Consider the following 25,732-nt stretch of genomic DNA (forward strand, 5'->3'; position numbering starts at 1 on the left):
GACATGGGGACATTTCCTATACGATTTAACGCGCGACCGAGCCTCTCGATGCCCCTCGACGCCTCTCGACGCAGCGGCCGCGGCACCTCCAGGGGCATAACACCCCTACCCACGGCACCTATTCGTGCCGCAAGTCTTGACGCGTACGCGTTCCTCCCCCACGATCGCCGCATCGATTTCCTATCTGATTCTTCAGGGGTGGGGCATGCGCTTCCCAACCAGATCTGTCCTGCCCGGAGTTGTCGCAGTCGTGCTGCTGGCGACGGGGACGGCGGCCTGTACCTACAAGAACTCGGGTGCCCAGTCCGGCGGTCAGGCCACGCCTGCTGCTCGGACGGGCGGCGGCGCCGAACTCGGGGACGCCTCCGGGACCAAGGTCGCCCTCGTGCCGGGCGGCGCCCACCCGTACTTCCAGCCCTGGAAGACAGCGGGCGCCGCCGCGAAGAAGACGTACGGTCTCGGGGCCGTCGCCTTCGACGAGACGGCCGAGTGGGACCAGCAGAAGCAGAACAACCTGCTGTCCACGCTGGCGGCGCGCGGCTACAACGCGTTCGGGGTGTTCGGCGTCTCCCCCACCGACATCAACTCGACCTTCGCGGACCTCAAGTCGCAGGGTTTCCCGGTGGCTTCGCTGGGGTCCTGCCCGGCCGGAGACAAGGACGACGCCGACTTCTGTCTCTCCACGGACGTCCAACTCGCCGCCTACAAGGCCGCGAAGGCGGCGATCGCGGCCATGGGCGGCAAGGGCACCCTGGTCCACCTGACCGGCAACAACGTCGACGCCAATACCCAGTTGAGGATCAAGGGCGTCGCTCAGGCCGTGAAGGAGTCGGGCGGCAAGGTGAAGCTCCTGCAGACCATCACCGACATCGACACGGACCTGCAGACCGCGCAGAAGGCGGTGTCCGACCTGATGGCGGCCAAGGGCGGCCAGATCACCGGCATCGTCGCCACCGCCTACAACCCGGCCGTCGCCGCCGCGGACGTCGTCAAGTCCACCGGGTCGAAGGCGAAGGTCATCGCCATCGACGACGACGCCAAGATCCTCAGCGGTATCGAGCAGGGCACGGTCACGGCCACCGTGGTCCAGAACCCGGTCGGGCAGGCCGAGATCGGGACCTGGGCGCTGGCGCTGCTGCAGACGAAGCAGTGCACCGTGCGCTCCCCCGGCGTCGAGGTGGACTCCGGTTCGTTCGTCGTCACCAAGGCGAACGTCTCCGGCTACGACAAGGCGCGGCAGGCGAAGACCGCGCAGCTGAAGCAGGAGTTCGCCGACAAGATCCTCTCCTGCGGCTGATCGCCGACCCCCACGACAGAAATCGGAATCGCCGGATGAGCAGCATCATCACGACCGCGACCGCCAGGCTGGTCGACATCGCCGTCGAGCAGGACCGTACCGACGCGGTGCAGTCGTTCGTCAAACAGGAGACGGTCCTGGTCGACCTGGAGACGGCCGAAGGCGTCACGGGAACGGGCTACTCCTACACCATCGGCACCGGCGGCACGTCCGTACTCGCCCTGCTGCGCGACCACTTGCTGCCCGCGCTCGTCGGACAGGACGCCCGCAACGTCGAGGCGCTGTGGCAGCGGCTGTTCGCGCTGACCCGGGCGACCACCACCGGGGCCATCACCTCGCTCGCGCTCGCCGCCGTGGACACCGCCCTGTGGGACGTGCGCTGCAAACGGGCGGGCGAACCGCTGTGGCGGCTGGCCGGCGGGCACCGTCAGGAGGTGCCGGTCTACGACACCGAGGGCGGCTGGCTCCATCTGAGCGCCGAGGAGTTGGTCAAAGGCGCCCTGCGCGCACAGGAGTTGGGGTGGGCCGGCGTCAAGATCAAGGTGGGCCGGCCGCATCCCGCCGAGGACGCGGAACGGCTGCGCGCGGTCCGCGAAGCCGTCGGCCCCTCGCTGCACATCATGACCGACGCCAACCAGTCCCAGACGGCGTCCTCCGTCCTCCGGCTCGCGGCGGCGCTGGAGCCGTACGACCCGTACTGGCTGGAGGAGCCGCTGCCCGCCGACGACATCAGCGGTCACGTCCGGCTCGCGGCGGCGACCCAAATCCCCGTCGCCGTAGGGGAGTCCATGTACTCGCTGATGCAGTTCCGCAGCTATCTGGAGGCCGGTGCCGCCTCCGTCGTACAGGTCGACGCCGCCCGGATCGGTGGCATCACACCGTGGTTGAAGGTCGCGCACCTGGCGGAGAGTCACAACGTCGCGGTCTGCCCGCACTTCCTGATGGAGCTGCACGTCAGCCTCGCCGCCGCGGTGCCGAACGGCCAATACGTCGAGTACATCCCGCAGTTGAGGGCGGTGACCCGGACCGAGCTGACCATCCGCGACGGGATGGCGATCGCTCCCGACGTACCGGGCATCGGCATCGACTGGGACCCGGACGCGCTGGACGACCGGAGGGTGGCATGACGACCTCGATCAGCCCGCCGGACACCGTCCCGGAGGAGCGGACGGCACCGCACCGCATGCCGTTCTGGGTCAACCAGCGGCTCGGCCTGCTGGTGCTGGTCATCGCGCTCAGCGTCCTGTTCGGCGTGCTCCGACCGGCGTTCCTGGACCAGCAGTTGGTGCTCTTCCCGCTCCTGCGCGACGTCGCCACCCTGACCGTGGTCGCGCTCGCGCAGATGGTCGCCCTGTCCGTCGGCCACATGAACCTCGCGGTCGGCCGGATGGCCGCCTTCGGCGCCCTGTTCGCCGGCCTCGGCTACGACCGCCTCGGCCTCCCCATGCAAGTGGGCCTGCTCCTCTGCCTGTTCGCCGGTGCGGCCATCGGCGCGGTCACCGGCTGGCTCATCGCCCGTACCGGAGTCAGCTCCTTCGTCGTCACCCTGGCGATGGACTTCGCCCTGCTCGGCCTGGTCTCCCTCCTCTACTCGGCCCTCACCGACGACGCCGCCTTCACCACCCACCCGTCCGGCATCGACCAACTGCGCTCCTACTCGCTCGCCGACATCTGCGCGGGCCCGATCTGCGGCTCCCCCGCCGTACCGCAGATCGCCCAGTTCACCGTCCTCGCCATGCTCGGCCTCGGTTTCCTCTACGGCTGTACGCGTATCGGCCGCGAACTGCTGCTCACCGGCGCCAACCCGGCCGCCGCCGAGCTGTCCGGCGTTCCCACCGGGCGCCGGGTCCTGCTCGCGCACACGCTCTCCGGGCTGCTCGCGGCGCTCGCCCGGTTCATGGCGGCGGCCGGCACGGGCACGTTCCGCGCCTCCATCGGCGACGACTTCATGCTGCCCTCCTTTCTGGGCGCGGTACTTGGCGGCACCCTGCTCACCGGCGGCGTGGTGTCCGTGCTGGGCACCCTGCTCGGCACCGCCCTGGTCGGTGTGATCCGCAAGGGCCTCGACCTGCTCGGCGTGGGCCTGGAGAGCCTGAACATCTATCTCGGCTGCGTCCTCCTGCTGGCCCTGTCGGCCGACCGGATCCGCGCCGTGGTGTCCTATCGCAAGGTGGTGCGCTCCACATGAACCGCATGAACACAGCTCTCGGCCAAGGGAGTTGGGCCAACGCGTCGCTGCGCCGGTTCTCCCGTTCCACGGCGGCGTTGCTGCTGTGCGTGGTCGTGGCGGGATACCTGGCGCTGGGTGTGGCCTCGTCGGGCTCCTTCTTCGAGGGTCCCTCGGTACGGGTCTTCCTCCAGTACCTCGCCACGCCCATCCTCATCGGGCTGGCCCAGATGGTGGCGCTGTGCGTGGGTCAACTCAACCTCGCCGTCGGCGCGTTGGGCGGCTTCACCGCCTGCCTGATGGGTGTCCTCATGGCCGACCACGGGGTGCCCGCCGGAGTCGCCGTGATCCTGGGCCTGTTGACGGCGACGGCCATCGGCCTGGCGACCGGGGCCGCCATCGTGGCCACGCAGATCAACGGGTTCATCGTCACCCTGGCCACGATGACGATCCTCCTGGGCGCGCAGTACCGGCTCACCGGCACCCGTACCGTCGACGGCTACTCGCGCACGCTGCGCGACTTCGGCACGGCGGCACCGCTGAACATCCCCCTGGTCTTCGTCACGGCGCTCGTCGCGGCGGCGCTGCTGGCCGGCTTCATGTACCGCACGGTCGCGGGCCGGCGACTGCTCGCCGCGGGCGGCAACCCGCTCGCGGCACGGCTGTCCGGGATCTCCACCGACCGGCAGATCGTGGCCGCGCACACCCTGTCCGGGCTGCTGATCGGCGTGGCCGCCGTGACGTCCACGGCCTCGCTGCCCGGCGTCAACCGCAGCGTCGGCGGCGACTGGCTGCTGCCGAGCTTCGCCGCACCGATCATCGGGGGCGTGGCGCTGACCGGCGGCTCAATTGCCGTACTGGGCACGGTCCTTGCGGCCTTCGTGACGCGGCTGATCGACGCGGCGCGAGCCCAGTTCTCGCTGGACCCGAGCTGGGTGAACCTCCTCATCGGCCTGGTCGTGCTGGGTACGGTCGCCGGTGGCCGACTGCACCAGACCCGTCTGGAGAAGAGCCCGCAGTCACCAACCGCCCTGCCGCAGACAGGAGGTGCCCAGTGAGCGGCACGGTTCTTCTCGAATGCCACGACCTGGTCAAGGTCTTCCCCGGTGTGCGGGCGCTGGACGGCGTGGGTCTACGGCTGACCGCCGGCACCGTGCACGCGCTCCTCGGTGAGAACGGCGCCGGCAAGTCGACCCTCATCAAGGTCCTCACCGGGGCGCACTCCCCCGACGCCGGATCGCTCTCCTGGTGTGGCCAACAGGTGCATCTACGCTCGCCGTTGGAGGCGACCCGCACCGGCATCGGCGTCGTCCACCAGGAACGCAACCTGATCCCGGGCTTCTCCGTGGCGGAGAACATCACCCTCCAGAACCCGCCCTCCCACCGCGGCCTGGTCGACCGCGAGGCCATGACCGCACCGGCCCTTGAGTGCCTCGCGGAACTCGGAGTCGACCTCGATCCACAGCAACCAGTACGTGAACTGTCCGTCGCACAGCAGCAGTTGGTGGAGATAGCGAAAGCCCTCTACACCGAGAGCCGGGTACTGCTCCTGGACGAACCCACCGCGTCCCTCTCCCCGCAGGAGACGGAACGCCTCTTCGAGGTGATCCGGCGACTGGCCGACCGAGGCGCCTGCGTCGTCTTCGTCAGCCACAAACTGGAGGAGGTCTTCGCGGTCTGCGACACGGTCACGGTGCTGCGCGACGGGAAGTCGGTGCTGGAGTCCTCACCGCTCCCCGACCACACCCACGACGACATCGTCGGCCTCATGGTGGGCCGCGCCCACGCGGCGACGGAGATGCGGCCCCGCACGGTCGACCGCTCCACCACACCGACTCTCGTACTGGACGCGGTCTCCACGGCCGGCGGGCACCATGACATCAGCCTGGAGGTACGGCCCGGCGAGATCGTCGGCCTGTACGGACTGGTCGGCGCCGGGCGCAGCGAACTGGTCAAGGCGGTGCTCGGCCTGGACCGCATCACCGGCGGCGAGGTCCGGGTGCACGGCAAGCCGGTGCGCATCACCTCACCCCGTCAGGCCCTGCACGAGTTCGGCATCGGGTACGTCACCGAGAACCGCAAGGAGGAGGGCGTCTTCCTCGATCAGCCCATCGTCCGCAACATCACGGTGACGGTGTGGAAGAGACTCGCCAAGGCACTCGGGTACGTCTCGGCACGCGAGGAGCGCGACACCGCGCAGGATCTCGTCGACCGGCTCGGCATCCGTATCTCCGGGCTCGGGCAGAACGCCGGTGAACTCTCGGGCGGGAACCAGCAGAAGGTCAGCCTCGCCAAGTGGCTTGCCGCGGATACCCGGTTGCTGGTCGTCGACGAACCGACGGTGGGTGTCGACGTCCGCACGAAGCACACCTTCCACGAGCTGATCTGGGACCTCGCCCGCGACGGCCTGCCCATCCTCCTCATCAGCAGCGACCTCGCGGAGATGGTCACCCTCGCCGACCGCATCGTCGTCATGACGGACCACCGCGTCCGCGGCGAGATCGCCAACGACCGCGACTACGACCGCATGAGCGGCCGGGTCATCCGCCTGATCCACGACCGCGACACGGTGCGCTCATGAAGCGCGTGGCCCAGGTCATCGCCGTACGTCCCGAAAAGCTCGACGAATACCGGGAGTTGCACCGCAGGGTGCCGGAGCCGGTCCTGACCCGGCTCCGGCACTGCCACATCGCCAACTACTCGATCCATCTGCTCGGCGACCGGCTGTTCGCCTACTTCGAGTACCACGGCGACGATCTGACCGCGGACCTGGCACTGATGGCCGCGGACGAGGCGACCCAGGAGTGGTGGCGCCTCACCGCGCCCTGCCAGACACCGGTTCCGGAGGCGGCCCCCGGCGCGTGGTGGGCCACCGCGGAGCAGGTGTTCCTCATGGAGTAGCCGGTTCGCCGCCGCCGTCCTCGATCTGCCGCTCCAGACTCCGGGTGAGATGCTCCGTCATCGCCTCGGCCGCCCGCTCCGGGTTGCGGCGCAGCACCGCGCGGACGATCCGTTCGTGCTCCGCGACGGTCGGGCCCCAGGCGCCGACCACCTTGCTGAGCCGGAAGATGTGCAGATGCGCGTGGAGCCGTTCCACCGCGTCCGCCAACAGGGGCCGGTGCGCGGCCTGTCCGATCGCTTCGTGGAAGCGCTGGTCGAGAGCGGCGAAGTCGCGGTACGACGCGTACCGTTCGTTCGGGCTCGGGTGGGCCTGCATCTCCTCGACGATGCGCTCGATGCCGTCGAGTTGCGTCTCGGTGGCGTTGACGGCGGCCAGCGCGGCTGCCCTGGGCTCCAACAGCAGCCGCATTTCGAAGAGTTCGTCGAGCCCCTGCCGGGTCAGCAACTGCGTGGCCCGGTACCCGGAGAGCGCGCGCTTCACGACGAGCCCGTCCGACTCCAGCCGGGCCAGCGCTTCCCGTACGGGAGTTGGCGAGACCTTGAGGTTGCGGGCGAGCGCTTCGATGCCGACGCGGGCGCCGGGGGCGATCTCATGGTCCATGACCATCGCCTTGATGCGCTCGTACACACTGTCCGACAGCGCCTGCCGCACAGGCGGCGCACCCCGCTCGTCGCCCTCGTCCGGGACGGCCGCGGAAGGACTGTGCGGCGGCATCCCGACTCCTCCTCAAGGCACTGCGGACTCCCCCAGTTTACCCAGGTGGACGCGGCGAGCGGGGGTCGGTGCGGCACCCTGCCGTACCCGATGCCGCTCTCGATCGCCTGGCCTCACCCAGCCGCCGCACCGCTCTTCTCCGCCAGGTCGAGGCTGCTGCGCAGACTGACCGGCTTCAGCAGGATCGCGGCGATCACCGCGAGGAGGGCCGCCCCGGCCGAGAGGAGGAAGATCTGCGCCGTGGCGTCGCCGTACGCGACACGGATGATCTCCTGTACGGCGGCGGGTTGCCCGGCGATGTCCGAGGCGGCGCCCGTGGTCCGCAGTCCCGCGGAAGTGAGCCCGTGCGCGATCTGGTCCTGGACGTGCCGGGCCAGTACGGCGCCGAGGACGGAGACGCCGATCGTGCCGCCGAGGGAACGGAAGAAGGACACGGTGGAGCTGGCCGCGCCGATGTCCTTCAGGGGCACGGTGTTCTGCACGACGAGCACCAGGTTCTGCAGCGTCATGCCGACACCCATCCCGACGCACAGCATCTCCACGCTCAGCAGCAGGATGGGCGTCCTGGAGTCGATGGTGCCGAGGCCCGCGAAGCCGACCGTGAGGAGGACCGCGCCGGTGATGATGAACGGCTTGATCTTCCCGGTCCGGCTGATCAGTCGGCCCGCGACCGTGGAGGCGATGAGGATGCCGGCCATCATCGGAATCGTCAGCAGGCCCGCCTCGGTCGGGCTGTGCCCACGGCTGAGCTGGAAGTACTGACTGAGGAAGACGGCGGCGCCGAACATCGCCGTCCCCACGGCGAGACTGCCGACGATCGCCAGGGCGGTCGTGCGCTGCTTCACGATGCCGAGCGGTACGACGGGTTCGGCGGCCCGCGACTCCACCCACACGGCCGCGCCGATGAGGGCCAGCCCGCCGGCCACCATGGCCGCGGTCTGCCAGGAGGCCCAGCCGAAGGAGTTGTCGACGAACGACACCCAGACCAGCAACACGCTGACGCCCGAGGCGATAAGGGTCGCGCCCAGGTAGTCGATCCTGACGTTCTCGCGGCGGACGACGGGAAGGTTCAGGGTCCGCTGGAGCAGGAACAGGGCCACGGCGGCGATCGGCACGCCGATGAAGAAGCACCAGCGCCAACCCAGCCACGAGGTGTCGACGATGACACCGCCGAGCAGCGGCCCGCCGATGGTCGAGGTGGCCGTGACACTGCTGAGGTAACCGCTGTAGCGACCGCGCTCGCGCGGCGGGATCATCGCCGCGAGGGTGATCTGGACGAGGGCCTGCACCCCTCCCACTCCCACACCCTGCAGGGCCCGCGAGGCGATGAGCTGCCCCGCGGTCTGGCTGATCCCGGACGCCACGGCACCCAGCACGAACACGGCGATGGAGGCCTGCACGAGGGTCTTCTTGCTGAACAGATCGGCGAGCTTGCCCCAGATCGGCGTCGTCGCCGTGGTGGTGAGGAGGGTCGCGGTGACGACCCACGTGTACTGGGTCTGCGATCCGTGCACCGCCCCGATGATCTTCGGCAGCGCGCTGGAGACGACCGTACTGCTGAGGGTGGAGACGAACAGCGCGAGCAGCAGCCCGCTGAGCGCCTTCAGCACCTTCCGGCGGGCCGCGGGGGACGTGTCCGTGGGACTCGACTCGTTCACTGCCGTGCTCATCAGACAGACTCCAAGTCACCGGTTCGCTATACAGCACGTATAGCGACATCGAGTCACCATACACGGCGCATAGCAGCGCGAAACAGTGCCGTCCTGGCGACCGCGGTGTCAGTGCGATTCCCGGCTCACCTCCGAGCCGCTGGAGCCGACGAGGAAGTCCAGGTCGCAGCCCGTGTCGGCCTGGAGGACGTGGTCCACGTAGAGCCGCTCCCAGCCGCGCCGAGGGGTGGCGAAGGCCGTGACGGTGGCCAAGTCGGGTGTCCTGCGGGCCAGTTCGTCGTCCGGTACGTCGACGTCGATACGGCGGGCATCGACGTCGAGGACGACGAAGTCCCCCGTCCGCACCAGCGCGAGCGGGCCACCGGCCGCGGCCTCCGGTGCCACGTGCAGGACGACCGTGCCGTACGCCGTGCCGCTCATCCGGCCGTCGCAGACACGGACCATGTCGCGGACACCTTGTTCGAGGAGCTTCTTGGGCAGGGGCATGTTCGACACCTCCGGCATGCCGGGGTAGCCCTTGGGGCCGCAGCCGCGCAGGACGAGGACGGAGTCGGCGTCGACGTCGAGGTCCGGGTCGTCGACGCGGGCGTGGAAGTCCTCGATGCTGTCGAAGACCACCGCCCGGCCACGGTGACGCAGCAGGTGCGCGGAGGCCGCCGCGGGTTTGATCAGTGCTCCGGAGGGGGCGAGGTTGCCTCGCAGTACGGCGATCCCGCCCTCGGCGACGAGTGGTTCGGCGCGGGTACGGATGACCTCCGGGTCCCAGATCGGGGCGTCGTCAAGGTAGTTGACCAGTGGTTTCCCGGTGACGGTCAGCGCGTCGGGGTCGAGCAGGTCGCGGACCTCGCGCAGTACGGCGAGCAGGCCTCCGGCGCGGTGGAGGTCGTCCATGAGGAAGCGGCCGGCCGGCTGGAGGTCCACGAGGACCGGCACGCGTGAGCCGATGCGGTCGAAGTCGTCGAGCGACAGGTCGACACCGAGGCGGCCGGCGATCGCGAGCAGGTGGACGACCGCGTTGGTGGACCCGCCGACGGCGGCCAGGGCGACGATCGCGTTGTGGAAGGACGCCTTGGTCAGGAAGGTGCCGGGGCGCCGGTCGGCGGCGACCATGTCGACCACGAGTCGGCCGGTGTCGTGGGCGGCGACCAGCAGTCGGCTGTCGGGGGCGGGGGTGCCGGCGACCCCGGGGACGACGGTGCCCAGCGCTTCGGCGACCAGGGCCATCGTGGAGGCGGTGCCCATCGTGTTGCAGTGGCCCCGGCTGCGGATCATCGACGACTCGGACCGGGTGAACTGCTCCTGCGAGAGCGTGCCGGCCCGGACCTCCTCCGACAGCCGCCAGACATCAGTACCGCAGCCCAGTGGCGTACCCCGGAAGGTCCCGGTCAGCATCGGGCCGCCCGGCACCACGACAGCCGGCAGATCCACCGACGCGGCGGCCATGAGCAGCGAAGGGATGGTCTTGTCGCAACCGCCCAACAGGACAACGCCGTCAAGGGGGTTGGCCCGCAGCATCTCCTCGGTGGCCATCGCCGCCATGTTCCGCCAGAGCATGGCCGTGGGCCGCACCTGGGTCTCCCCCAGCGACACCACGGGCAGGTCCAGCGGGATACCGCCCGCCTCGTACACACCGTTGCGCACGGATGCCGCCACCTCGTTCAGGTGCGCGTTGCAAGGGGTCAGGTCCGAGGCGGTGTTGGCGATGGCGATCTGCGGGCGGCCGGTGAAGGCGCCCTCCGGGACACCGCGCCGCATCCACGCCCGATGGATGTAGGCATTGCGGTCCTGACCCTCGTACCACTGCGCACTGCGGAGTCTCATCGTCGAGCTCCTTCCGACAATCGACACGAAGGTCTATTTTTTGGAACGCCATGGAGCTTACGCAGACGCACGACGGGGTGGCAGTCCCCGGCCGGGACGGCCCAACAGGCCCCGACCGCGGCCGACTTGTGGGATCGGACCGGGTCCTGGCCGTCCTCAGGGAACTCGCCCGGTATCCCGGCGGAGTGGGCCTGGAGGAGCTGACCCGGACGGTCGGCAGCCCCAAACCGACCGTGCACCGGGCGCTGGGTGCGCTGCGCCGGGCCGGTCTGGCCGACCAGGACGGCCGCGGCCACTACCTGCTCGGCGACGAGTTCGTCCGGATGGCCTTCGCCCATCACGAGGCCCGTCCTGAGCCGGTCCGCCTCCGGCCCCTGCTCGAAGCACTGGCCGCACGGTTCGGCGAGACCGCGCACTACGCGATCCTGGACGGCCGCGAGGTCGTCCACCGGGCCAAGGCCGACCCGGCGGCAGGCGCCGTCCGGCTGACCTCGACGGTCGGCGGCCGCAACCCAGCGCACGCCACCGCTGCCGGAAAGCTGCTCCTCGCCCACCAGTTGGACACCGTCGAGGACGTCAGGGAGTGGATCGGCGACACGCCCCTGGCACGCCGTACACCGCGGACCCTGTGCACGGCACCTGCCCTGCACCGCGAGCTGCGCACCATCCGCGCCGAGGGCCACGCCTGCGACGACCAGGAGAACGAGGCCGGCGTCAACTGCCTCGCCCTGCCCGTGTACGCGACCTCACCGTCGGCCCCCTCCGGCGCCGTGAGCATCAGCGCACTGGCCTACCGCACACCCCTGTCCATCCTGCTCGACGCGCTCGACGAGATCCGTGCCGTGCTCGGGCCCCTGGGTGAGCCGCCCCGATGAACAACCGCCTCATGCGGGCGTTCGTCCTGACAGCCCCCGGGAAGTACGCGGTTCAGGAGGTTCCGGCACCGATCGCGGCGCCCGGCGAGGCCGTCATCGATGTCGAGCGGGTCGGCGTGTGCGGCACTGACATGGAGTTCTTCACCGGCGCGATGGCCTATCTCCATCAAGGCCACTCCACCTACCCCATGCGGCTCGGCCACGAGTGGGCCGGCCGTGTCGCGGCGGTCGGCGCCGGAGTGGACCCGGCGTGGGTGGGCCGGCGGGTCATGGGCGACACCATGCTCGGCTGCGGTGTCTGCCGCCGCTGCCGACGGGGTCACCAGCATGTGTGCGAGAAGCGGCAGGAGCTCGGCATACGCGGGGAGCGGCCCGGTGCCCTCGCGGAGCAACTCGCCGTGCCCGTCTCCTCGTTGCACGTCCTGCCCGACTCCGTCGACTCCGTGCTGGGCGCGCTGGTGGAGCCGGGCGGCAACGCCCTGCGGGCGGCACGGGCCGCAGCGCCACGGCCCGGTGACCGGGCGCTGGTCCTGGGTCCCGGAACCATCGGCCTGCTGGTCGCGATGTTCCTCCGGGCCGCCGGTGCGGAGGTGCATCTGATGGGCCGCGCCGACAACTCCCCTGTCCTCGCCCACGAGTTGGGCTTCGAGCAGATGTGGACGGAGGACTCCGTGCCGGACCTGCCGTTCGACGCGGTCGTCGACGCCTCGAACGCCGCCCATCTGCCGGGCCTGGCACTGGAGTTGGTGGAGCCGGCCGGACGTGTCGTGTACGTGGGACTGGCCGGTGAGCCCAGCAGGATCGACACCCGCAGGCTCGCGCTCAAGGACGTGACCGCGGTGGGCGTACTGTCCGCGTCCCCCGGCCTCGACGACACCATCCGCGCGTACGCCGACGGCACCGTCGACCCGAGGCCTCTCGTCGCCGCGACCGTCGGCCTGGAACAGGTCGGAGCCGTCCTCGCCGGCGAGCGCCCGGCCGACGCCGGCCCCGGACCGAAGATCCACGTCGACCCACGGACGAGCTGACGCGCGACCCATGGCGGGAACTCGTAGGCGACGTCCCGGTGTCCACCGAACGCCGTCCGCCGTCCGCCGTCCGCCGTCCACCGTCCACCAAGAGGGGGAGCAGGTAGGCGCGGCCGGGAACCCGCTGCACAGACGGGTACGGCCTCGTGGATCAACTCGCCCAGCCGCTCGCCGGTTTGGGTGCGCAGGTCTTCCGGGACCGGGTCTTGTGCCTACTGGTCCTGATCCGGGTGGCGGGCCAGGGACGCGAGGACGATCTCGCGCGCCGCGCGGACGGTGGCCGTGAAGGCGGACGGGTCCCGGCCGATGCGTTCGGCTCCGGCGCGCATGGCACCGGACAGCAGTTCCACCGTGAGGTGTACGTCGCCGACATCGCGGAACTCTCCGCGCGCGATGCCGTCCCGGACGACGTTCTCCACCTCGACCACGATCGCGTGGAACGGGTTGGCCGGCCCCTTGGGCAGTTCGGCGACCAGCGGGCCGGAACCCGGCCGGAACATCGGCCGCATGGCCTCGTCGGTGGACGCCTCCAGGATCGCTTCGATGATCTCCCGCATCCGCTCCGCGGCCGGGTCCTCGGAGCGCGCGGCGATCGCGGCCACGCGCTCGACCACGGGCCGGCTCGCCCGCTCGGTCAGGGCCAGGACCAGGGCGCTCTTGTCGCGGGCGTAGTTGTACAGCGTGTTGCGCGCGAGCCCGGCCCGGGCCGCGATATGGCCCATGTTGATCGAGTCGTAGTCGCGTTCGAGCAGCAACTGCCGTGTCGCCTCGGCGAGTTCGGCCCACACCATCTCGTGGTGTTCCTCGATGCTGGCTCCCCGGATACGCGGCATCCGGTCATTCTCCTTTCCCTGCGGCTTCCCTGTCGCCCGGGGTCGACCTCGGCCCCCGCCGCCGGTATGCCTATTCGGCGGGCAGGGCGGCGCTCGCCAGCTGCGCGTTCTCCTGGTGCGTCGAGGTGAGCTTCACCCGGTCGAGACGCCAGCCGTCCGCCGTACGGACCGCCTCGTTGTCGTAGAAGCCGACCACCAGCCATCGGTTGGGCCCGTCTCCGGCCGCCTCGTCCGGGAGCCAGTGCTCGGCACGGACGTGTGCGTGGATCGTCGCGCGGTCGCCGTCGATGTCGACGACGTGGCCCGTGATCGCATGGTGGGTCGCCGCGAAGGGCGCGAAGGCGCCCCGGAGGATCTCGGTGTACTGGCCGAGCGGCGTCTCCATCGGCGGCATGCCGGTGACCGACGAGAAGTCGAGCGTCAGCGGGTCGGTGAAGACCCGGCGGGGCAGCTCCGTGAACTCCTTCTGGTCCGCGATGTCGGCGTAGAGGCCCAGCAGTTGGATGATGTCGGCGCGATCGTCGGCGTTCATGAGAAGAGTCCCTTTCCACCCGCACTATGGCGACGCATCTTTATGCGACAACCTGTCGTAAACATTACGACAGGTTGTCGCAAAAATCGAGCCGAGGGGCTGCCGTGCGGGCGCCGGCAGGGGGCGATCGCCCGCTGTCAGCCCGTGTGAATGCCGACCTCGGTGTCGTGGCTGCGGCGGGCGGCGACCGCGTGCAGGTCGGCGACGAAGACCCGTGAGTGGTGCGGATGGTCCTCGGGCGGGTATGTCGCGCGGGACGACCGATCGGTGAACCAGCGGTACGCGAAGCCGGTGGCGGGGCCTCGCGGTTCCGGGGCCCTGCCGAGCAGCGCTGCGGCCGGCTCGTTCTGGACGCGGGTCTCGTGCAGGTCGGTGATGACCTGGGCCGGCGTGGTGGCCGGCCGGTCCAGCAGCGAGGGCGCGCACGGCCGACCAGTCACTACCTGGTCGGCCGTCGGGCGAAGCGGGGCAGAGGTGCCCGGGTTACGCGGTCGTCAGGGGCAGCGCGGCGAAGGCGTGGTGTTCCCAAAGTTGGCGGGCGGCCTCCTCCGGGTACGCGGTCACCGTCGGTTCGGTGTCGAGGAGTTGGACGAGGCGGCGCTCGACGTCGTACGCGGGCCAGCCCGGGTCACCCGTGGCGGCGAAGGCAGTCCACGCGGAGCGGAAGCGGGCGGAGAGCGCCTCGGTCTCGGGGGTGGGCTCGGGCCCGATCAGCATGGCGCCGAGACCGCCGTACACGCCGAAGGTCAGGGGTACGTCGAGGCCGTGGCAGGCGCCCAGGGCGCCGTCGTTGGCAGGCGCGGCCCAGGTGAGTTCGTACACGTGCGCCCGGCCACCGCCGGCCACCTGCGCCTCCGCGAGGTGCAGCGAGGGCATGCGGAACAGCCAGTCCGACTGCACCAGTTCGAACAGGTACTCCGCGGAGGCGTCCGGGAACGCGGTGCGGTATGCCCGTTCGGCGTCCGGTGTCGGCCCGAACAGGCCCAATGCCGTCGAGGCCAGGCCCTCGTCCACCCGGCCGAGCAGGCCACCGAGCATCAGGAAGAGGCGGTACTCGTCCCGGTTGTGCCCGGCGATCAGCTCCACGTCCCGCGCGGCGCCGTCCGCGACGGCCTGCCATGGCGCGGTGGGCAGGACGTCGCCGTCGACGACGGGCGAGAAGGGGGTCGGGGTGAGAGCCACCGGACCCCACCGGTGGACGTACTCACGCATCCGGGCGGTCAGCGCGGCTCCCGCCGCAGGCAGCTTGCGCGGGTCCACACCGGACAGGTCGGCGACCGTCGGGCGCAGCCCCAGCTCGCCTGCCAGGGCCTCGGCGATGTCACCGGCCAGCGCGGAGGAGAAGAACGTGCCCGGCACGCTCTGGGTGATCGCCCTCCGGAACAGACCCCGCGCCCGCGGCATGGCCATCAGCGCGGCGATGGACCCGGCACCCGCGGATTCACCGAAGACGGTGACCTGTTCGGGGTCGCCCCCGAAGGCGGTGATGTTCTCGCGCACCCACTCCAGGGCAGCGACCTGATCGAGCAGACCACGGTTCGCGGGCGCCCCCTCGATCAGGGCGAACCCCTCCATGCCGACTCGGTAGTTGAGGGTGACCACGACCAGCTCGCCATCACGGGCGAGCCGGCTGCCGTCGTAGGCCGGGTCGTCGGCGGAACCGTACTTGTACGCGCCGCCGTAGATCCACACCATCACGGGCCGTCGCGCGGCCGGGTCCGACTCCGGGGTCCAGATGTTGACCGTCAGCCAGTCGTCACCGGCCGGAAGTCCGGCAGGCGGCTCGACCTCGGGGCCCATCGGCTCCTGCGGAGGCGGCGGACCGAACGCGAACGCATCCCGTACGCCGTCCCAGCCGTCCACCGGTCGCGGCGCCCCGAAGCGCGCCTCACCCACCGGCGGCTGCGCGAACGGGATACCCCGGAACACCTCCAGACCACCCTCGCGGCGACCGCGAACCGCGCCCGCCACCGTCCTCACCTCAGGGAACTCGCCACTGCTCATCGGTGACTCCTCAAAGGACCGGCTGCCGGGCAGGCGATCCGCGTACGGAATTCGATTCAGGTGAGACTCATGTCCATTCTCAGTGAATCATATTTCACCAGGCGAACTTTCTCGACTGTCTCGGGCCACCGCTCCAACGGTGTCCGTTGAAAGCGGAACAAGCTCATCCCTGTGGATGTTGGTCGCTAGGTCGGACCAGGGTCCTCCCAGCTCGCCTGCCCTGGTGGCGACATCGGTCGGCGCACTGTCGCGCCCCGTTTCAACACTCAGCAGAAGGAGTAGCGATCATGACCAAGGGATCCGCGCTTATCGTCGGAGTCGGCCCCGGCCTCGGCCTCGCCCTTGCGGAAGCCTTCGCCAGGGACGGCCACCCCGTGGCGCTGTTCGGGCGTGACGCCGGGCGCTTGGACAAGTACGCGTCCGAGCTGACCGCCGAGGGCCACGCAGCGCGCGCCTACTCGGTGGACGCGGCCGATCCCGAAGGCCTGGAGGCTGCGCTCACTCGTGCCGCGGACGAATCCGGGTCACCGGACGTGCTCGTGTACAACGCGGCCCTGATGAGCGCCGACACGCCCACCGAGCTGGACGCAAGGGAGTTCGCGCAGACCCTCGCGGTCAACGTCACCGGAGCCGTCGTCGCGGCCCGGACGGTTCTCCCACTCCTGCGCGACGACCGAGGGAGCCTGCTGTTCACCGGTGGTGGTCTGGCTCTGGACCCCTCGCCCGACTACACGTCCCTGTCGGTGAGCAAGGCGTCGCTGCGGGCGTACGTCCAGTCTCTGCACAAGCAGCAGCAAGGCTCCGGCGTGCACGTGACCACCGTGACGGTCGCCGGCGCCATCGGTGGTGACAACCCGCGCTTCTCTCCCGAGAACCTGGCCGCGGCCTACCTGAACCTGCATCAGCAGCCGCAGGACCAGTGGGAGGCCGAGCTCCTCTACGTCTGATCGCGTGAAGCCGGTTACGGCAGCATCGGGGACGCCTGGGCCATGAGGCGAGAACGGCCGGAGGGGTTGGCTACGTGGTGAAGCGTGGCCGGCCCGTCTGTCGCGAACGCCTCAACTCCACGTCCCGCAGCGACCCCGAGCCGTATCAGTCGAGCGCGTGGCCGCGGCCGGTCCGCAGGATCTCGTCGGACAGCTCGGGCTCGACCTGGCGTACGGCGCGGGCGAGCACCAGCGCGCCGACCAGTTCGCTGAGCAGGCGGACGGCCCTGTTGCGGGCCTCGCCCGGGTCGAGCTCGTGCCCTTTCTCCTCGGCTTCGCGCAGGAACTCGGCGGCGAAGCCGAGGAGATAGCCCTCGACGCCCTCGGCGTACGCGCTCTGCACGGCTTCGCCGTGCCGTCCGGCGTCGGTGACCAGGGAGGCGGAGGGGCAGCCGCCGTCCGGGGCGTCACGGTGCGCGCTGGACAGGTACCCGGCCACGACCCGCTCCAGCGGAGAGCCGGCCTGGCCGGGACCGTCCTCGATCGTCCGGGCCAGGCCCCCGAGCGAGGCGGCGAAGGAGGCACCGCACACCTCCACGACCAGATCGTCCTTGGAGGCGAAGTGGTTATAGAAGCCGCCGTGGGTGAGTCCGGCTTCCTTCATCAACTCGGCGATACCGACCGCGTCTGTACCCCGCGAGCGAAACATACGGCCCGCAGCTTCGAGGATGTTGTGCCGGTTGCGGGCCTTGTCCTCCTTGGTGATCCGCGGCATGACCGTCCTCTCGCATCGCTCTCGACTTGACCTTTTTAATGATGCCTAACATCATAACCAAGGCCCCCATGACGCTACTCCTGCTGCCCGCTCGACCTGGCAGGCGCAGATGTGGGTGCGCGGCCTGTTTCGGCGCCCCTTCATCGCCAACTGAGCAAGGAAGATCCCCGTGAGCAGCAACATCCGAGCCATCGTCGCGAACGTCGAAGTAGAGAACCTCGAAGACGCGATCCCTCTCTACCAGGCCCTGGCCGGAGACGCGGAAGTCCGCCGCTTCCCCTACCGCGAACTGGAGGTGGCACTGGTAGGACCCTTTCTGCTCTACTCCGGCCCGCTGGAGAAGTACGTCTCGCAGAACGCGACCGTCGTCGTCGAATCCCTGACGCCCGTTCTCGACGCCCTCGGCAAGGCCGGCGCCGAGATCCTCGAAACTCCCAACGAAGTACCCAACGGCACCAGGATCGTCGCCCGCCACCCCGACGGCTCCGTCTTCGAGTACATGCAGCCTCGCTCCTGAGCCCCGAGCGCCCGCATCGTCGTGAGGCGGCGCGCAGGCAGCAGCGGCAAGAGTCCCAGGGCACTCGATTGCCCCCCGCCGACCAAAAGGCCCGGTCAGAACTCTTCCATCGAGTCAGCGGCCCTTGCGGACCCGGGCCGCCGCGCGGGCTTCCGCGGTCTTGCGGGCCTCGGCGGCCTTGCGGGACTCCTTCGCGGGGCGGCCCGAGCGGGTGCCCATGCCGCGGAAGGGGGCGTTGCCGCCGCTGGTCTTCGTGCCGGTCGGCGGGCGTTTGGCGCCGGTGATGGCGGTCAGCTTCTCCTCGCCCGAGCGCACCTGTGTGACGGTCGGGCGGATGCTGGCGTCGGACATCATCCGGTTCACGTCGCGCCGCTGGTTGGGGGTGACGAGGGTGACCACGCTCCCGGACTCCCCGGCGCGTGCCGTGCGGCCGGCCCGGTGCAGGTAGTCCTTGGCGTCGGCCGGCGGGTCGACGTTGACGACGAGGTCGAGCGCGTCGATGTGAATACCCCGGGCGGCGACGTTGGTGGCCACCAGCACGGTGACCTCACCGTCCTTGAACTGGCCGAGCGTGTGCGTGCGTTGGGGCTGCGACTTGCCGCTGTGCAGGGCGGCCGCCCGTACGCCGCTGGCCCGCAGGTGACGGGTGAACTGGTCCACACCGGCCTTGGTGTCGAGGAACATCAGCACCCGGCCGTCCCGCGCGGCGATCTCGGTCGCCGTCGCGTACTTGTCGGCGGCGTGGATGTTCAGCACGTGGTGGTCCATCGTCGTGACCGAGCCCGCGGCCCGGTCGACCGACGCGACGACGGGGTCGTGAAGGTAGTCCTTGACCAGTTGGTCGACGTCACGGTCGAGCGTGGCCGAGAACAGCAGCCGCTGCCCGTCGGGGCGGACCTGGTCCAGGATCTCCGAGACCTGCGGCAGGAACCCCAGGTCGCACATCTGGTCCGCCTCGTCCAGCACGGTGATCCGCACATGGTTGAGAATGCAGTCCCGGCGTGACACCAGATCGGCCAGCCGCCCCGGCGTCGCGACGACCACCTCGACGCCGGTCCGGAGCAACGCCTGCTGCCGGTTGATCGACAGGCCGCCGACCACCGTCGCCAGCCGCACACCCACTGTCCGCGCGTACGGCTCGAGCGCGTCGCTCACCTGCTGGGCGAGCTCCCGGGTCGGCACCAGGACGAGTGCGAGCGGCCGCTTCGACTCCGCCCGCCGGCCCGCGGTCCGTACGAGCAGCGCGAGTCCGAAGGCAAGCGTCTTGCCGGAGCCGGTGCGCGCCCGGCCCAGCACATCCCGGCCGGCCAGCGCGTCGGGCAGGGTCGCCGCCTGGATCGGGAAGGGCTCCGTCACCCCGAGGCCGGTCATCGTCGCCACCAGCTCGGGCGGCAGCCCGAACCCGTCGAAGGAAGCGACCGGCGACGGGTTCGCGGAGACCGCGCGGGGCGCCGGTGCCGACCCGTCCTCGTCGGCACGGGAGTGTCCGGAGGCCGGCGGCTTCGCGTTCATGGGGAACCTTCCTGGGTCTGATGCCCGCAACGCGCTGGGGCCCGTACCTCTTGGCACGGGCCCCAGCGGTGTCGAAGCGTTCACCCATTTTACCAGCGGACACCCGAGGCACCGGCCTGAGCTCTTTCAGGTACGCCGCGAGGAGGGCTCAGGGCTTGAGCGTGAAGGTGAAGGTGAAGGTGAAGGTGAAGGTGAAGGTGAAGGTGAAGGTGAAGGTGAAGTCTCCGGAGAGCCTGCCGCTCAGCCGGACTGCCGAGACAAGGTTCCCCTCGGCGATCGATCCCTCGACCTCGGCCCGCGAAAGACCGCGCCCTTCAGCGATCAGCCGCACGGGCCGGACCGGGATCCGCGCCGCGAAGCAAACCCGGACGTCGATCACCTCGCGGTCCTGGCAGTCCGACCCGCCGGTGTCGGCGCCCCCAGGCGCCGTCCCAGTCGAGAGCGATGCGGTGACGGCGCCGCACGACCGGATCCTGGAGCAACTCGGCTGCCAGGCCAGGGGAGTTGCCGTGCACCTGGTCCAGCAGTCCAGATCGTACGGAACGCAGAAATATGTCGACAACCGGCCTGAAACTCCGCTAGAAATCGGCGAGTTGGTCGGCCAAGTCGGCCAGGCCGTCGGCGTGGAGGTCGAACCGGTCCGCGGAGGTGGGCGGGTCGCCGACGGGACGGGCGACGTAGGCGGTGCGCAGGCCGAGGCGTTGCGCTCCGCGCAGATCCCAGGCGTGGGCGGCGACCATCAGGAGCCGTTCCGCCGGCCGACCGGAAACGGTGACGGCCAACTGGTACACCGCCGGGTCGGGCTTGTAGGTCCGGGCCTCCTCCGCGGACAGGGCCTGATGCCAGCGCAGGCCGGCATGCGCGTTGAGTTCCAACAACGCCGTCCGGCTCGCATTGGAGAGCCCGATCAGCGGGAACCGTTCGGCGAGTCGGGCGAGCCCCGCCACCGTGTCGGGCCACGGCGGAAGCCGACGCCCCGACCGGGCCAGCGCCTCTACGGCATCCGGCTCGTCGACTCCGACGGCCTCGGCGACGAGCCGGGCGGCCTCCAGGTCGAGGAAGTCACTGGGGAGGTAGGGCCGGTCGCCGCCGAGAATGCGCCGCTGCTCGCGGTCGATGTGCCGCTGCCACAGCGACAGAAGCCGCTCGATCCCGGAATCGTCGAGCAATGGGTCGAGCATACGAATGCCGGTGCGGATACCGGCGGGTTCATCGACGAGCGTTCCGAGCACGTCGAATACGACGGCATCGATGTCCAGCTCTGGCATGGGCGAGGTCTCCTGGACGAAGTAGGGGCGCGGGAGCGGCTGTTGATCCAACGCGTAGGGAAACCACCGGATTCCGGAAGGACCCGGTGACGCACCGAAACGTCCCGCTCTGCCTCATCGGCGAGGAAGGGCGATGCCGGGGGCGATACCTGGAAGCCTTCGCCGATTGAGTCGGCGTGCTGCCCACGAAGTCGATTTTCGCGTCGGCGCACAGTCCTTTCCCGTGGGCGTGGTGTCCGGGCGGAACCGTCGAGACGGCAGTACGGAGGTTCGCGAGCATCTGATATATCGCTGGTATGCGCACTGAATACAACCTGGCCCAGCTGGAGCCGTTCGCGGTGTATCGCCTGCTCACCTCGACTGTTCTTCCGCGCCCCATCGCCTGGGTTTCGACCGTCTCCGCCGACGGCGTCGACAATCTCGCTCCGCACTCCTTCTTCACGGTCTCGTCTGTCACGCCGCCCATCGTCCAGTTCACTTCGGTCGGCCGTAAGGACTCGCTGCGCAACGTCGAGGCCACCGGGCAGTTCGTGGTCAACCTTGCCCCGGAGTCGCTCATCGAAGAAGTGAACAAGACCGCGACGGATTTCCCGGAAGGTGTCAGCGAGTTCGACGCCGTGGGACTGAAGCGCGAGGCCGGCGCACGGGTGAAGGCACCGCGCGTCGCCGGCTCCCCCGCGGCGCTGGAGTGCGAGCTGCACAGCACCCTCGGGCTGGGTGACTCCACCGTGGTCTTCGGACGGGTGGTGCACATCGCGATCGACGAAACCGTCCTGGACAACGGCCATCCCGAGGTGAATCGGATGCGCCCCCTGGCACGCCTGGGCAAGGACGAGTGGGGCACCCTCGGCGAAGTCCTCGACCTGCGCCGTATCCGATACGCCGACTGGCCCGAGTCGGACTGAGCCGGGCAGGCGGTCTCCGGGTCGGTCAGGACGTAGTCGGGGGCCACGCAGGTCTGGCCGGCGTTGAGGAACTCCCGCGCGCCAACCGGTCGGCCACGACGGCGAGATCGGCATCCCCGTAGACGAACGCCGGTGATTTGCCGCCGAGTTCGAGGGCGACCAGGGTCAAATGCTCGGCGGCGGCACGCAGGACGATACGGCCGACGACACCGTTGCCGGTGTAGAAGATGGGGCCGTTCTCCACGAACAGGGCACGCAGCCCGCGCAGTTGGGTGGTGCGCCACTCGACGGGCTTGGTGCGCCTGGTACGGAAGGTGGCGCGCAGCCGGGCGACGATGTCGGCGGACTGCTCGGGGCCGGACTGGTTCACTGCGCCTCGCTGCTGGTGAGCGACCTGGGCCGCTTGGCCGGAGTCTCGTCGGCCTTCGGGGTACCAGGGCGGCCTGTCCGACACTTCCCGTCTGCCTCGCGCAGCCCTGCACTCACTCTCGCCGCAGCGGGCGCGCGGCCCCCCCCTCCGACGACGACGGGAATGGTCGGACAGCCCCTAGCCGACGCGTCCCCACGCCGCGACCAACTCCGACAGATAGACGGTCGCCTGCACCTCCGCGCACGCCTGCGACAGGCGGCTCTCCAGAGTCTCGACATCCACTTCCCGCGCATCGGCGACCCCGCTGCGCTCGATCAACGGCAGGAGACTGCGTACGGTTTCGGCGACGAGGGTCATCGCGTCCGAGTCCGCGCCGCCGGTCGGCACGACGACGGTGACGGCGGGATCGGTCACCCCGGCGGAGCGCAGCACGTGGGCCAGTTGTTCGCCCATGTCTGGGTTGCGGCCCCCCTCTCGCTGCCCCGCGGAGATCCAGTCGCGGCATCGCGTCACCAGGGGTACGTCCGGTACGGCCCGCGCCCGGGAGATGTTGACGTCCTGGAAGGTCACGAGACCGCCGGGACGTACGAGCCCGGTCAGCTCTTTCACGACCGCCACCGGGTCGTCGAGATGCATCAGGATCAGTCGGCCCACCACCGCGTCGACAGGCTCCGGGAGTTCGACATCGGGCAGCAGGTGGTGTTCGAACCCGACGTTCTGGATCCGGGCCGCGGCAACGTTCGTGCGCGCGATCTCCAGTACCTCCGGATTCATGTCCACGCCGACGACATGGCCTTCCGGACCGACAATGCGCGCAGCCGCGAGGGAGACTCCGCCCGTGCCGCAGCCGACGTCGAGGACACGCATTCCCTCGCGCAGACCGGCAGCCCTCAGGAGGTATTCGGTGGCTCCCCGGTAGAGCCCGTCCTGGACATCCAGCCGGTCCGCCTCCTCCGGGGTGTCTCCCATCGCGTACGCGCTCATGGAATTCTCCGACATGTCCGTCCCCTCGCCGTTCATGAGTACCGGGTGGGGCATCTGTCAGGTGTCCCACCCGGTGAGTTCGCTGCGAGGACGACTCTGCCAACGCGAAGGAGATGCCGTCTTTCCCGTCGGCGCACAGCCCTTTCCCGTGGACGTGACGTCTGGGCGTGACCTCTGGGCGTGACCTCTGGGCGTGAAGTCTGGACGTGACGTCCGGCCGGATCCGCCGAGAACCCGGTCCGCCGGGTCACTTCACCTCGATCGTGGCCTTCCAGGGGACGACGGTCAACGGGCAGACGCGGCCCGGATCCGGCACGCAGCGTAGTTCCGCGCTGAGGGTGGCCACGCCACCAACTTCCGCGTGGAAGACGGCCGATGCGTCTCCGGCCGGTGACGTGGTGCCGGAAGTACGCCGGAACACCGCCGCGTCACCGGCAACCGGAACGCTCCAGGTGTAGGTCAGTCCGCGCTCGCGGTAGCCGGTGAGCCTGACCTCGACGTCGTCACCGACGCTCGCCTGCACCGACCGGCCGCTGTCCGCGTTCGTGAGCACGACGCGCGCGGCCAGGTACTCGCGTGATGCCTGACCCTGAGCGGCCGCCGACCCCGCGGCGGTTGCCGTCACGGCGGCGAGCACCAGCCCCGAAGTCCCCAGAGCCGTGGACCACTTCAACGCTCCCATGATTCCCTCTCCCTGCACCCGCCAGGTGCGGCGGTTCGCGAAGGGGACAGCGGACACGTGTCCCGGCGGCTCAACGGGGCGGTGGAGGGCAGGTCACCGAGCACCACCCGTTCGCGGCCCGGAGGTGTCTTCTCCCGGGTCGGTCAGTAGAACTCGACCGTGTTCACCCTGTTGAGCAGAGCGCGTCCGTCGAGGAGACGGGTGGCGTTGGCGGCGAAGAGTTCGGCGATGAGACGGTCCTCCGCGGCGTTGAGCGCGGCGGTGTGGGGGCTGATCAGGACCTGGTCGTGGTCCCAGAGCGGGCTGTGGGCAGGCAGCGGTTCGGTCTCGAAGACGTCGAGTGCGGCGAAGCCGACCCGGCCGGTGTCGAGGGCGTCGATCAGGGCGGTTTCGTCGACGACGTTTCCGCGCCCGACGTTGACGAGGGTCGCGCCGGGCCGGAGGGCGTCGAAGAACCGCTTGTCGAGCAGGTGCTCGGTCGCCGCCGTGCCGGGGAGGGTGTTGACCACGGCGTCCACCGTCGACGCCACCTCGACCAGGCGGTCGGGATGGACGACCTCGGAGATACCGGGGACGCTCACGTCCTTCCTGCTGGTGCCGATGACCCGCGCGCCCAGCGCCCGCAGTTTCGCGGCGACGACACGGCCGATCCCGCCGAGGCCGAGCACGAGTACCGTCTGCTCGCTCACCTGCTTCATGGTCCAGCGCCCGCTCCATTCGTGGGCGCGCTGCTGACGGCTCAGACGAGGCAGGTCCTTGGCTCCCGCGAGGACGCCGAAGACGGCGAACTCGGCGAGCGGCTGTCCGTGCACGCCGGCCGAGGTGGTGAAGGCGACCCGGTCGAGTTCTTCGGGGCCGAGTCCCGCCGCCTTGACCTGGCTGCCGCCGCCGGCCGCCATGGTGTGCACCCAGCGCAGCCGCCCGTTGGCACGGACCGTACGGGCCAGGGCGGACGGGTCCACGTCGGGGATGCCGTAGAGCGCGTCGGCCGAGTCGAGTGCCGCCTCGTAGGCGCTCTGCTGCCGCGGTGTGCGCCGCCAGGCGGGGTCGCCCGCGAAGTCGGCCGGCCAGCGCATCGGCGGGAGGAGGGAATGGTCGACGACGAGGTCGATCCTGGGTTCCAACTCCCGTACGAGCGCACAGTTTTCCTCGGCGAGCGGGGCGGCGACCGCGACGCGGAGCCGGTCGGTTTCCCCCATCAGCGCTACACGGAGCCGGTCGCTCTCCCGCATCAGGCGGCCCGCTTCCGCAGCGCCTCGACCTCGGCGTCGAGGTCGGCCTCACGGGCGACGATCTCCTCGACCGCCGCGAGGGCCTCCTCGGCGCGGTGCGGGGGGATCACAATCACGCCGTCGGCGTCGGCGGCGACGATGTCGCCGGGGTTCACCACCACCCCGCCGACGGCGACGGGTTCGCCGATCGTGCCGGGACCGTTCTTGAAGGGGCCGGCCGGGGTGAGGCCGCGGGCGAAGACGGGGACGCCGAGCTTCTCGATGATCGCGCCGTCACGCACATAGCCGTCGACGACGGCGCCGACCGCGCCGTACACGTCGAATCGCTGGGCGAGGTTGTCGCCGATGATGGCGCGACCGGGATGGCCGAAGGAGTTGATGACGAGGATGTCGCCGGGGCGGATGTGTTCGAGCGCGGCGATCACGGCCTTGTTGTCGCCCGCGACGGTGAGCACCGGGAGCGCGGTGCCGACGGCCCGGGCCCCCTTCCAGACGGGTGCGATGCCCCCGTCGACGATGTTCAGCCGGTCGAGGGCGTCACCGAGGTTGGCCACGGAGTGCTCGCGGAACCGGTCGAGCACCTGCCGGTCGACGCGCTCCCACCCGGTGCTGACGCGCACGTTGTCGCGCACGTTGTCCTGACTCATCACAGACCCCTTCACCACAGACCCCTTCACAAAAATGCGAACCCTTTCGCGTTTCAAGGTGCCAGTCTGCA

24 protein-coding genes and 3 pseudogenes are annotated in these 25,732 nt (G+C 70.0%); 11 read left to right on the forward strand and 16 right to left on the reverse strand.

All coding sequences use genetic code 11. The features are described from left to right. Positions 1 to 205: 205 nt before the first annotated feature. Genes OO70_RS29325 through OO70_RS29350 form a run of 6 tightly spaced genes read left to right on the forward strand, consistent with a single transcriptional unit; the run spans position 206 to position 6,365 of the window. Positions 206 to 1,297, forward strand: coding sequence for a sugar ABC transporter substrate-binding protein (locus tag OO70_RS29325; protein ID WP_199827428.1), 1,092 nt, complete (start codon positions 206 to 208; stop codon positions 1,295 to 1,297). Between the two features lie 35 nt (positions 1,298 to 1,332). After that, positions 1,333 to 2,424 carry a mandelate racemase/muconate lactonizing enzyme family protein gene (locus OO70_RS29330; protein ID WP_043677615.1) on the forward strand — a complete coding sequence of 364 codons (1,092 nt, stop codon included), beginning with the start codon at positions 1,333 to 1,335 and terminating at the stop codon, positions 2,422 to 2,424. Continuing rightward, a complete protein-coding gene (locus OO70_RS29335) occupies positions 2,421 to 3,485 on the forward strand; it encodes an ABC transporter permease (protein WP_043677617.1) in 1,065 nt (354 codons plus the stop codon). Before OO70_RS29330 ends, OO70_RS29335 begins: the two co-directional genes overlap by 4 nt. A 5-nt stretch (positions 3,486 to 3,490) precedes the next feature. Next, complete coding sequence (locus OO70_RS29340; protein WP_043677783.1) at positions 3,491 to 4,522, forward strand: ABC transporter permease; 1,032 nt, start codon at positions 3,491 to 3,493, stop codon at positions 4,520 to 4,522. Beyond that, positions 4,519 to 6,045: a sugar ABC transporter ATP-binding protein gene (locus OO70_RS29345; protein WP_043677619.1), complete on the forward strand. Its 1,527-nt coding sequence runs from the start codon at positions 4,519 to 4,521 to the stop codon at positions 6,043 to 6,045. Before OO70_RS29340 ends, OO70_RS29345 begins: the two co-directional genes overlap by 4 nt. Then, positions 6,042 to 6,365 carry an L-rhamnose mutarotase gene (locus tag OO70_RS29350; protein ID WP_043677622.1) on the forward strand — a complete coding sequence of 108 codons (324 nt, stop codon included), beginning with the start codon at positions 6,042 to 6,044 and terminating at the stop codon, positions 6,363 to 6,365. The genes OO70_RS29345 and OO70_RS29350 overlap by 4 nt, the downstream gene beginning before the upstream one ends. Here OO70_RS29350 and OO70_RS29355 read toward each other — a convergent pair. The 3 genes from OO70_RS29355 to OO70_RS29365 form a co-directional block, all read right to left on the reverse strand. Beyond that, positions 6,355 to 7,080 (reverse strand): GntR family transcriptional regulator, encoded by a 726-nt coding sequence (locus OO70_RS29355; RefSeq protein ID WP_043677625.1) that lies wholly within the window; start codon positions 7,078 to 7,080, stop codon positions 6,355 to 6,357. The genes OO70_RS29350 and OO70_RS29355 overlap by 11 nt on opposite strands. A 113-nt stretch (positions 7,081 to 7,193) precedes the next feature. After that, a complete protein-coding gene (locus OO70_RS29360; RefSeq protein WP_043677626.1) occupies positions 7,194 to 8,750 on the reverse strand; it encodes an MFS transporter in 1,557 nt (518 codons plus the stop codon). A 108-nt stretch (positions 8,751 to 8,858) separates the two neighbouring features. After that, positions 8,859 to 10,571 carry an IlvD/Edd family dehydratase gene (locus OO70_RS29365; protein WP_043677630.1) on the reverse strand — a complete coding sequence of 571 codons (1,713 nt, stop codon included), beginning with the start codon at positions 10,569 to 10,571 and terminating at the stop codon, positions 8,859 to 8,861. 50 nt (positions 10,572 to 10,621) lie between these two features. On the opposite strand from OO70_RS29365, the gene OO70_RS29370 reads away from it, so the two are divergent. Then, positions 10,622 to 11,446: an IclR family transcriptional regulator gene (locus tag OO70_RS29370; protein ID WP_043677632.1), complete on the forward strand. Its 825-nt coding sequence runs from the start codon at positions 10,622 to 10,624 to the stop codon at positions 11,444 to 11,446. Then, positions 11,443 to 12,474 (forward strand): zinc-dependent alcohol dehydrogenase, encoded by a 1,032-nt coding sequence (locus OO70_RS29375; protein WP_043677634.1) that lies wholly within the window; start codon positions 11,443 to 11,445, stop codon positions 12,472 to 12,474. Before OO70_RS29370 ends, OO70_RS29375 begins: the two co-directional genes overlap by 4 nt. A 212-nt stretch (positions 12,475 to 12,686) precedes the next feature. On the opposite strand, the gene OO70_RS29380 is transcribed toward OO70_RS29375, so the two are convergent. The 4 genes and pseudogenes from OO70_RS29380 to OO70_RS29395 form a co-directional block, all read right to left on the reverse strand. Further along, a complete protein-coding gene (locus OO70_RS29380; RefSeq protein ID WP_043677636.1) occupies positions 12,687 to 13,307 on the reverse strand; it encodes a TetR/AcrR family transcriptional regulator in 621 nt (206 codons plus the stop codon). 70 nt (positions 13,308 to 13,377) lie between these two features. After that, entirely contained in the window at positions 13,378 to 13,839 is a 462-nt protein-coding gene (locus tag OO70_RS29385; RefSeq protein WP_043677640.1) for a nuclear transport factor 2 family protein, read from the reverse strand. A gap of 155 nt (positions 13,840 to 13,994) precedes the next feature. Then, a pseudogene (locus OO70_RS29390) lies at positions 13,995 to 14,258 on the reverse strand (MmyB family transcriptional regulator); the annotation flags it as partial. A gap of 64 nt (positions 14,259 to 14,322) precedes the next feature. Beyond that, positions 14,323 to 15,843, reverse strand: coding sequence for a carboxylesterase/lipase family protein (locus OO70_RS29395; RefSeq protein WP_043677643.1), 1,521 nt, complete (start codon positions 15,841 to 15,843; stop codon positions 14,323 to 14,325). Positions 15,844 to 16,130: 287 nt separating this feature from the next. On the opposite strand from OO70_RS29395, the gene OO70_RS29400 reads away from it, so the two are divergent. After that, positions 16,131 to 16,790: an SDR family NAD(P)-dependent oxidoreductase gene (locus tag OO70_RS29400; RefSeq protein WP_043677645.1), complete on the forward strand. Its 660-nt coding sequence runs from the start codon at positions 16,131 to 16,133 to the stop codon at positions 16,788 to 16,790. A gap of 145 nt (positions 16,791 to 16,935) precedes the next feature. Here OO70_RS29400 and OO70_RS29405 read toward each other — a convergent pair whose 3' ends face one another. Then, positions 16,936 to 17,544 (reverse strand): TetR/AcrR family transcriptional regulator, encoded by a 609-nt coding sequence (locus OO70_RS29405; protein ID WP_043677646.1) that lies wholly within the window; start codon positions 17,542 to 17,544, stop codon positions 16,936 to 16,938. 169 nt (positions 17,545 to 17,713) lie between these two features. Between OO70_RS29405 and OO70_RS29410 the strand changes: the two genes are divergently transcribed. Next, positions 17,714 to 18,061 (forward strand): VOC family protein, encoded by a 348-nt coding sequence (locus tag OO70_RS29410; protein WP_063749747.1) that lies wholly within the window; start codon positions 17,714 to 17,716, stop codon positions 18,059 to 18,061. A 114-nt stretch (positions 18,062 to 18,175) separates the two neighbouring features. On the opposite strand, the gene OO70_RS29415 is transcribed toward OO70_RS29410, so the two are convergent. From OO70_RS29415 to OO70_RS29425, 3 genes and pseudogenes are all read right to left on the reverse strand, one after another. Further along, entirely contained in the window at positions 18,176 to 19,573 is a 1,398-nt protein-coding gene (locus OO70_RS29415; RefSeq protein WP_043677647.1) for a DEAD/DEAH box helicase, read from the reverse strand. Positions 19,574 to 19,721: 148 nt separating this feature from the next. Next, a pseudogene (locus OO70_RS29420) lies at positions 19,722 to 20,121 on the reverse strand (DUF1062 domain-containing protein); the annotation flags it as partial. Between the two features lie 30 nt (positions 20,122 to 20,151). Continuing rightward, positions 20,152 to 20,841, reverse strand: coding sequence for a haloacid dehalogenase type II (locus OO70_RS29425; RefSeq protein ID WP_043677649.1), 690 nt, complete (start codon positions 20,839 to 20,841; stop codon positions 20,152 to 20,154). 296 nt (positions 20,842 to 21,137) lie between these two features. Between OO70_RS29425 and OO70_RS29430 the strand changes: the two genes are divergently transcribed. Further along, on the forward strand, positions 21,138 to 21,746 hold the full coding sequence (locus tag OO70_RS29430; protein ID WP_043677651.1) for a flavin reductase family protein: 609 nt from the start codon (positions 21,138 to 21,140) through the stop codon (positions 21,744 to 21,746). 8 nt (positions 21,747 to 21,754) lie between these two features. Here the strand turns inward: OO70_RS29430 and OO70_RS57110 are convergent. The 5 genes and pseudogenes from OO70_RS57110 to OO70_RS29455 all read right to left on the reverse strand — a co-directional run. Beyond that, positions 21,755 to 21,975: pseudogene (locus OO70_RS57110) on the reverse strand (aldehyde dehydrogenase family protein); the annotation flags it as partial. A 318-nt stretch (positions 21,976 to 22,293) separates the two neighbouring features. Further along, on the reverse strand, positions 22,294 to 23,115 hold the full coding sequence (locus OO70_RS29440; RefSeq protein ID WP_043677788.1) for a class I SAM-dependent methyltransferase: 822 nt from the start codon (positions 23,113 to 23,115) through the stop codon (positions 22,294 to 22,296). A gap of 232 nt (positions 23,116 to 23,347) precedes the next feature. Then, entirely contained in the window at positions 23,348 to 23,782 is a 435-nt protein-coding gene (locus tag OO70_RS29445) for a hypothetical protein (RefSeq protein WP_043677655.1), read from the reverse strand. A 143-nt stretch (positions 23,783 to 23,925) separates the two neighbouring features. Beyond that, positions 23,926 to 24,981, reverse strand: a complete 1,056-nt coding sequence (locus OO70_RS29450; protein ID WP_043677790.1) for a D-2-hydroxyacid dehydrogenase — start codon at positions 24,979 to 24,981, stop codon at positions 23,926 to 23,928. A 32-nt stretch (positions 24,982 to 25,013) separates the two neighbouring features. Beyond that, entirely contained in the window at positions 25,014 to 25,661 is a 648-nt protein-coding gene (locus OO70_RS29455; protein WP_043677656.1) for an RraA family protein, read from the reverse strand. Between the last annotated feature and the right edge of the window lie 71 nt (positions 25,662 to 25,732).

It is taken from the genome of Streptomyces xylophagus, assembly GCF_000716435.1.
GTDB classification, from domain to species: domain Bacteria; phylum Actinomycetota; class Actinomycetes; order Streptomycetales; family Streptomycetaceae; genus Streptomyces; species Streptomyces xylophagus.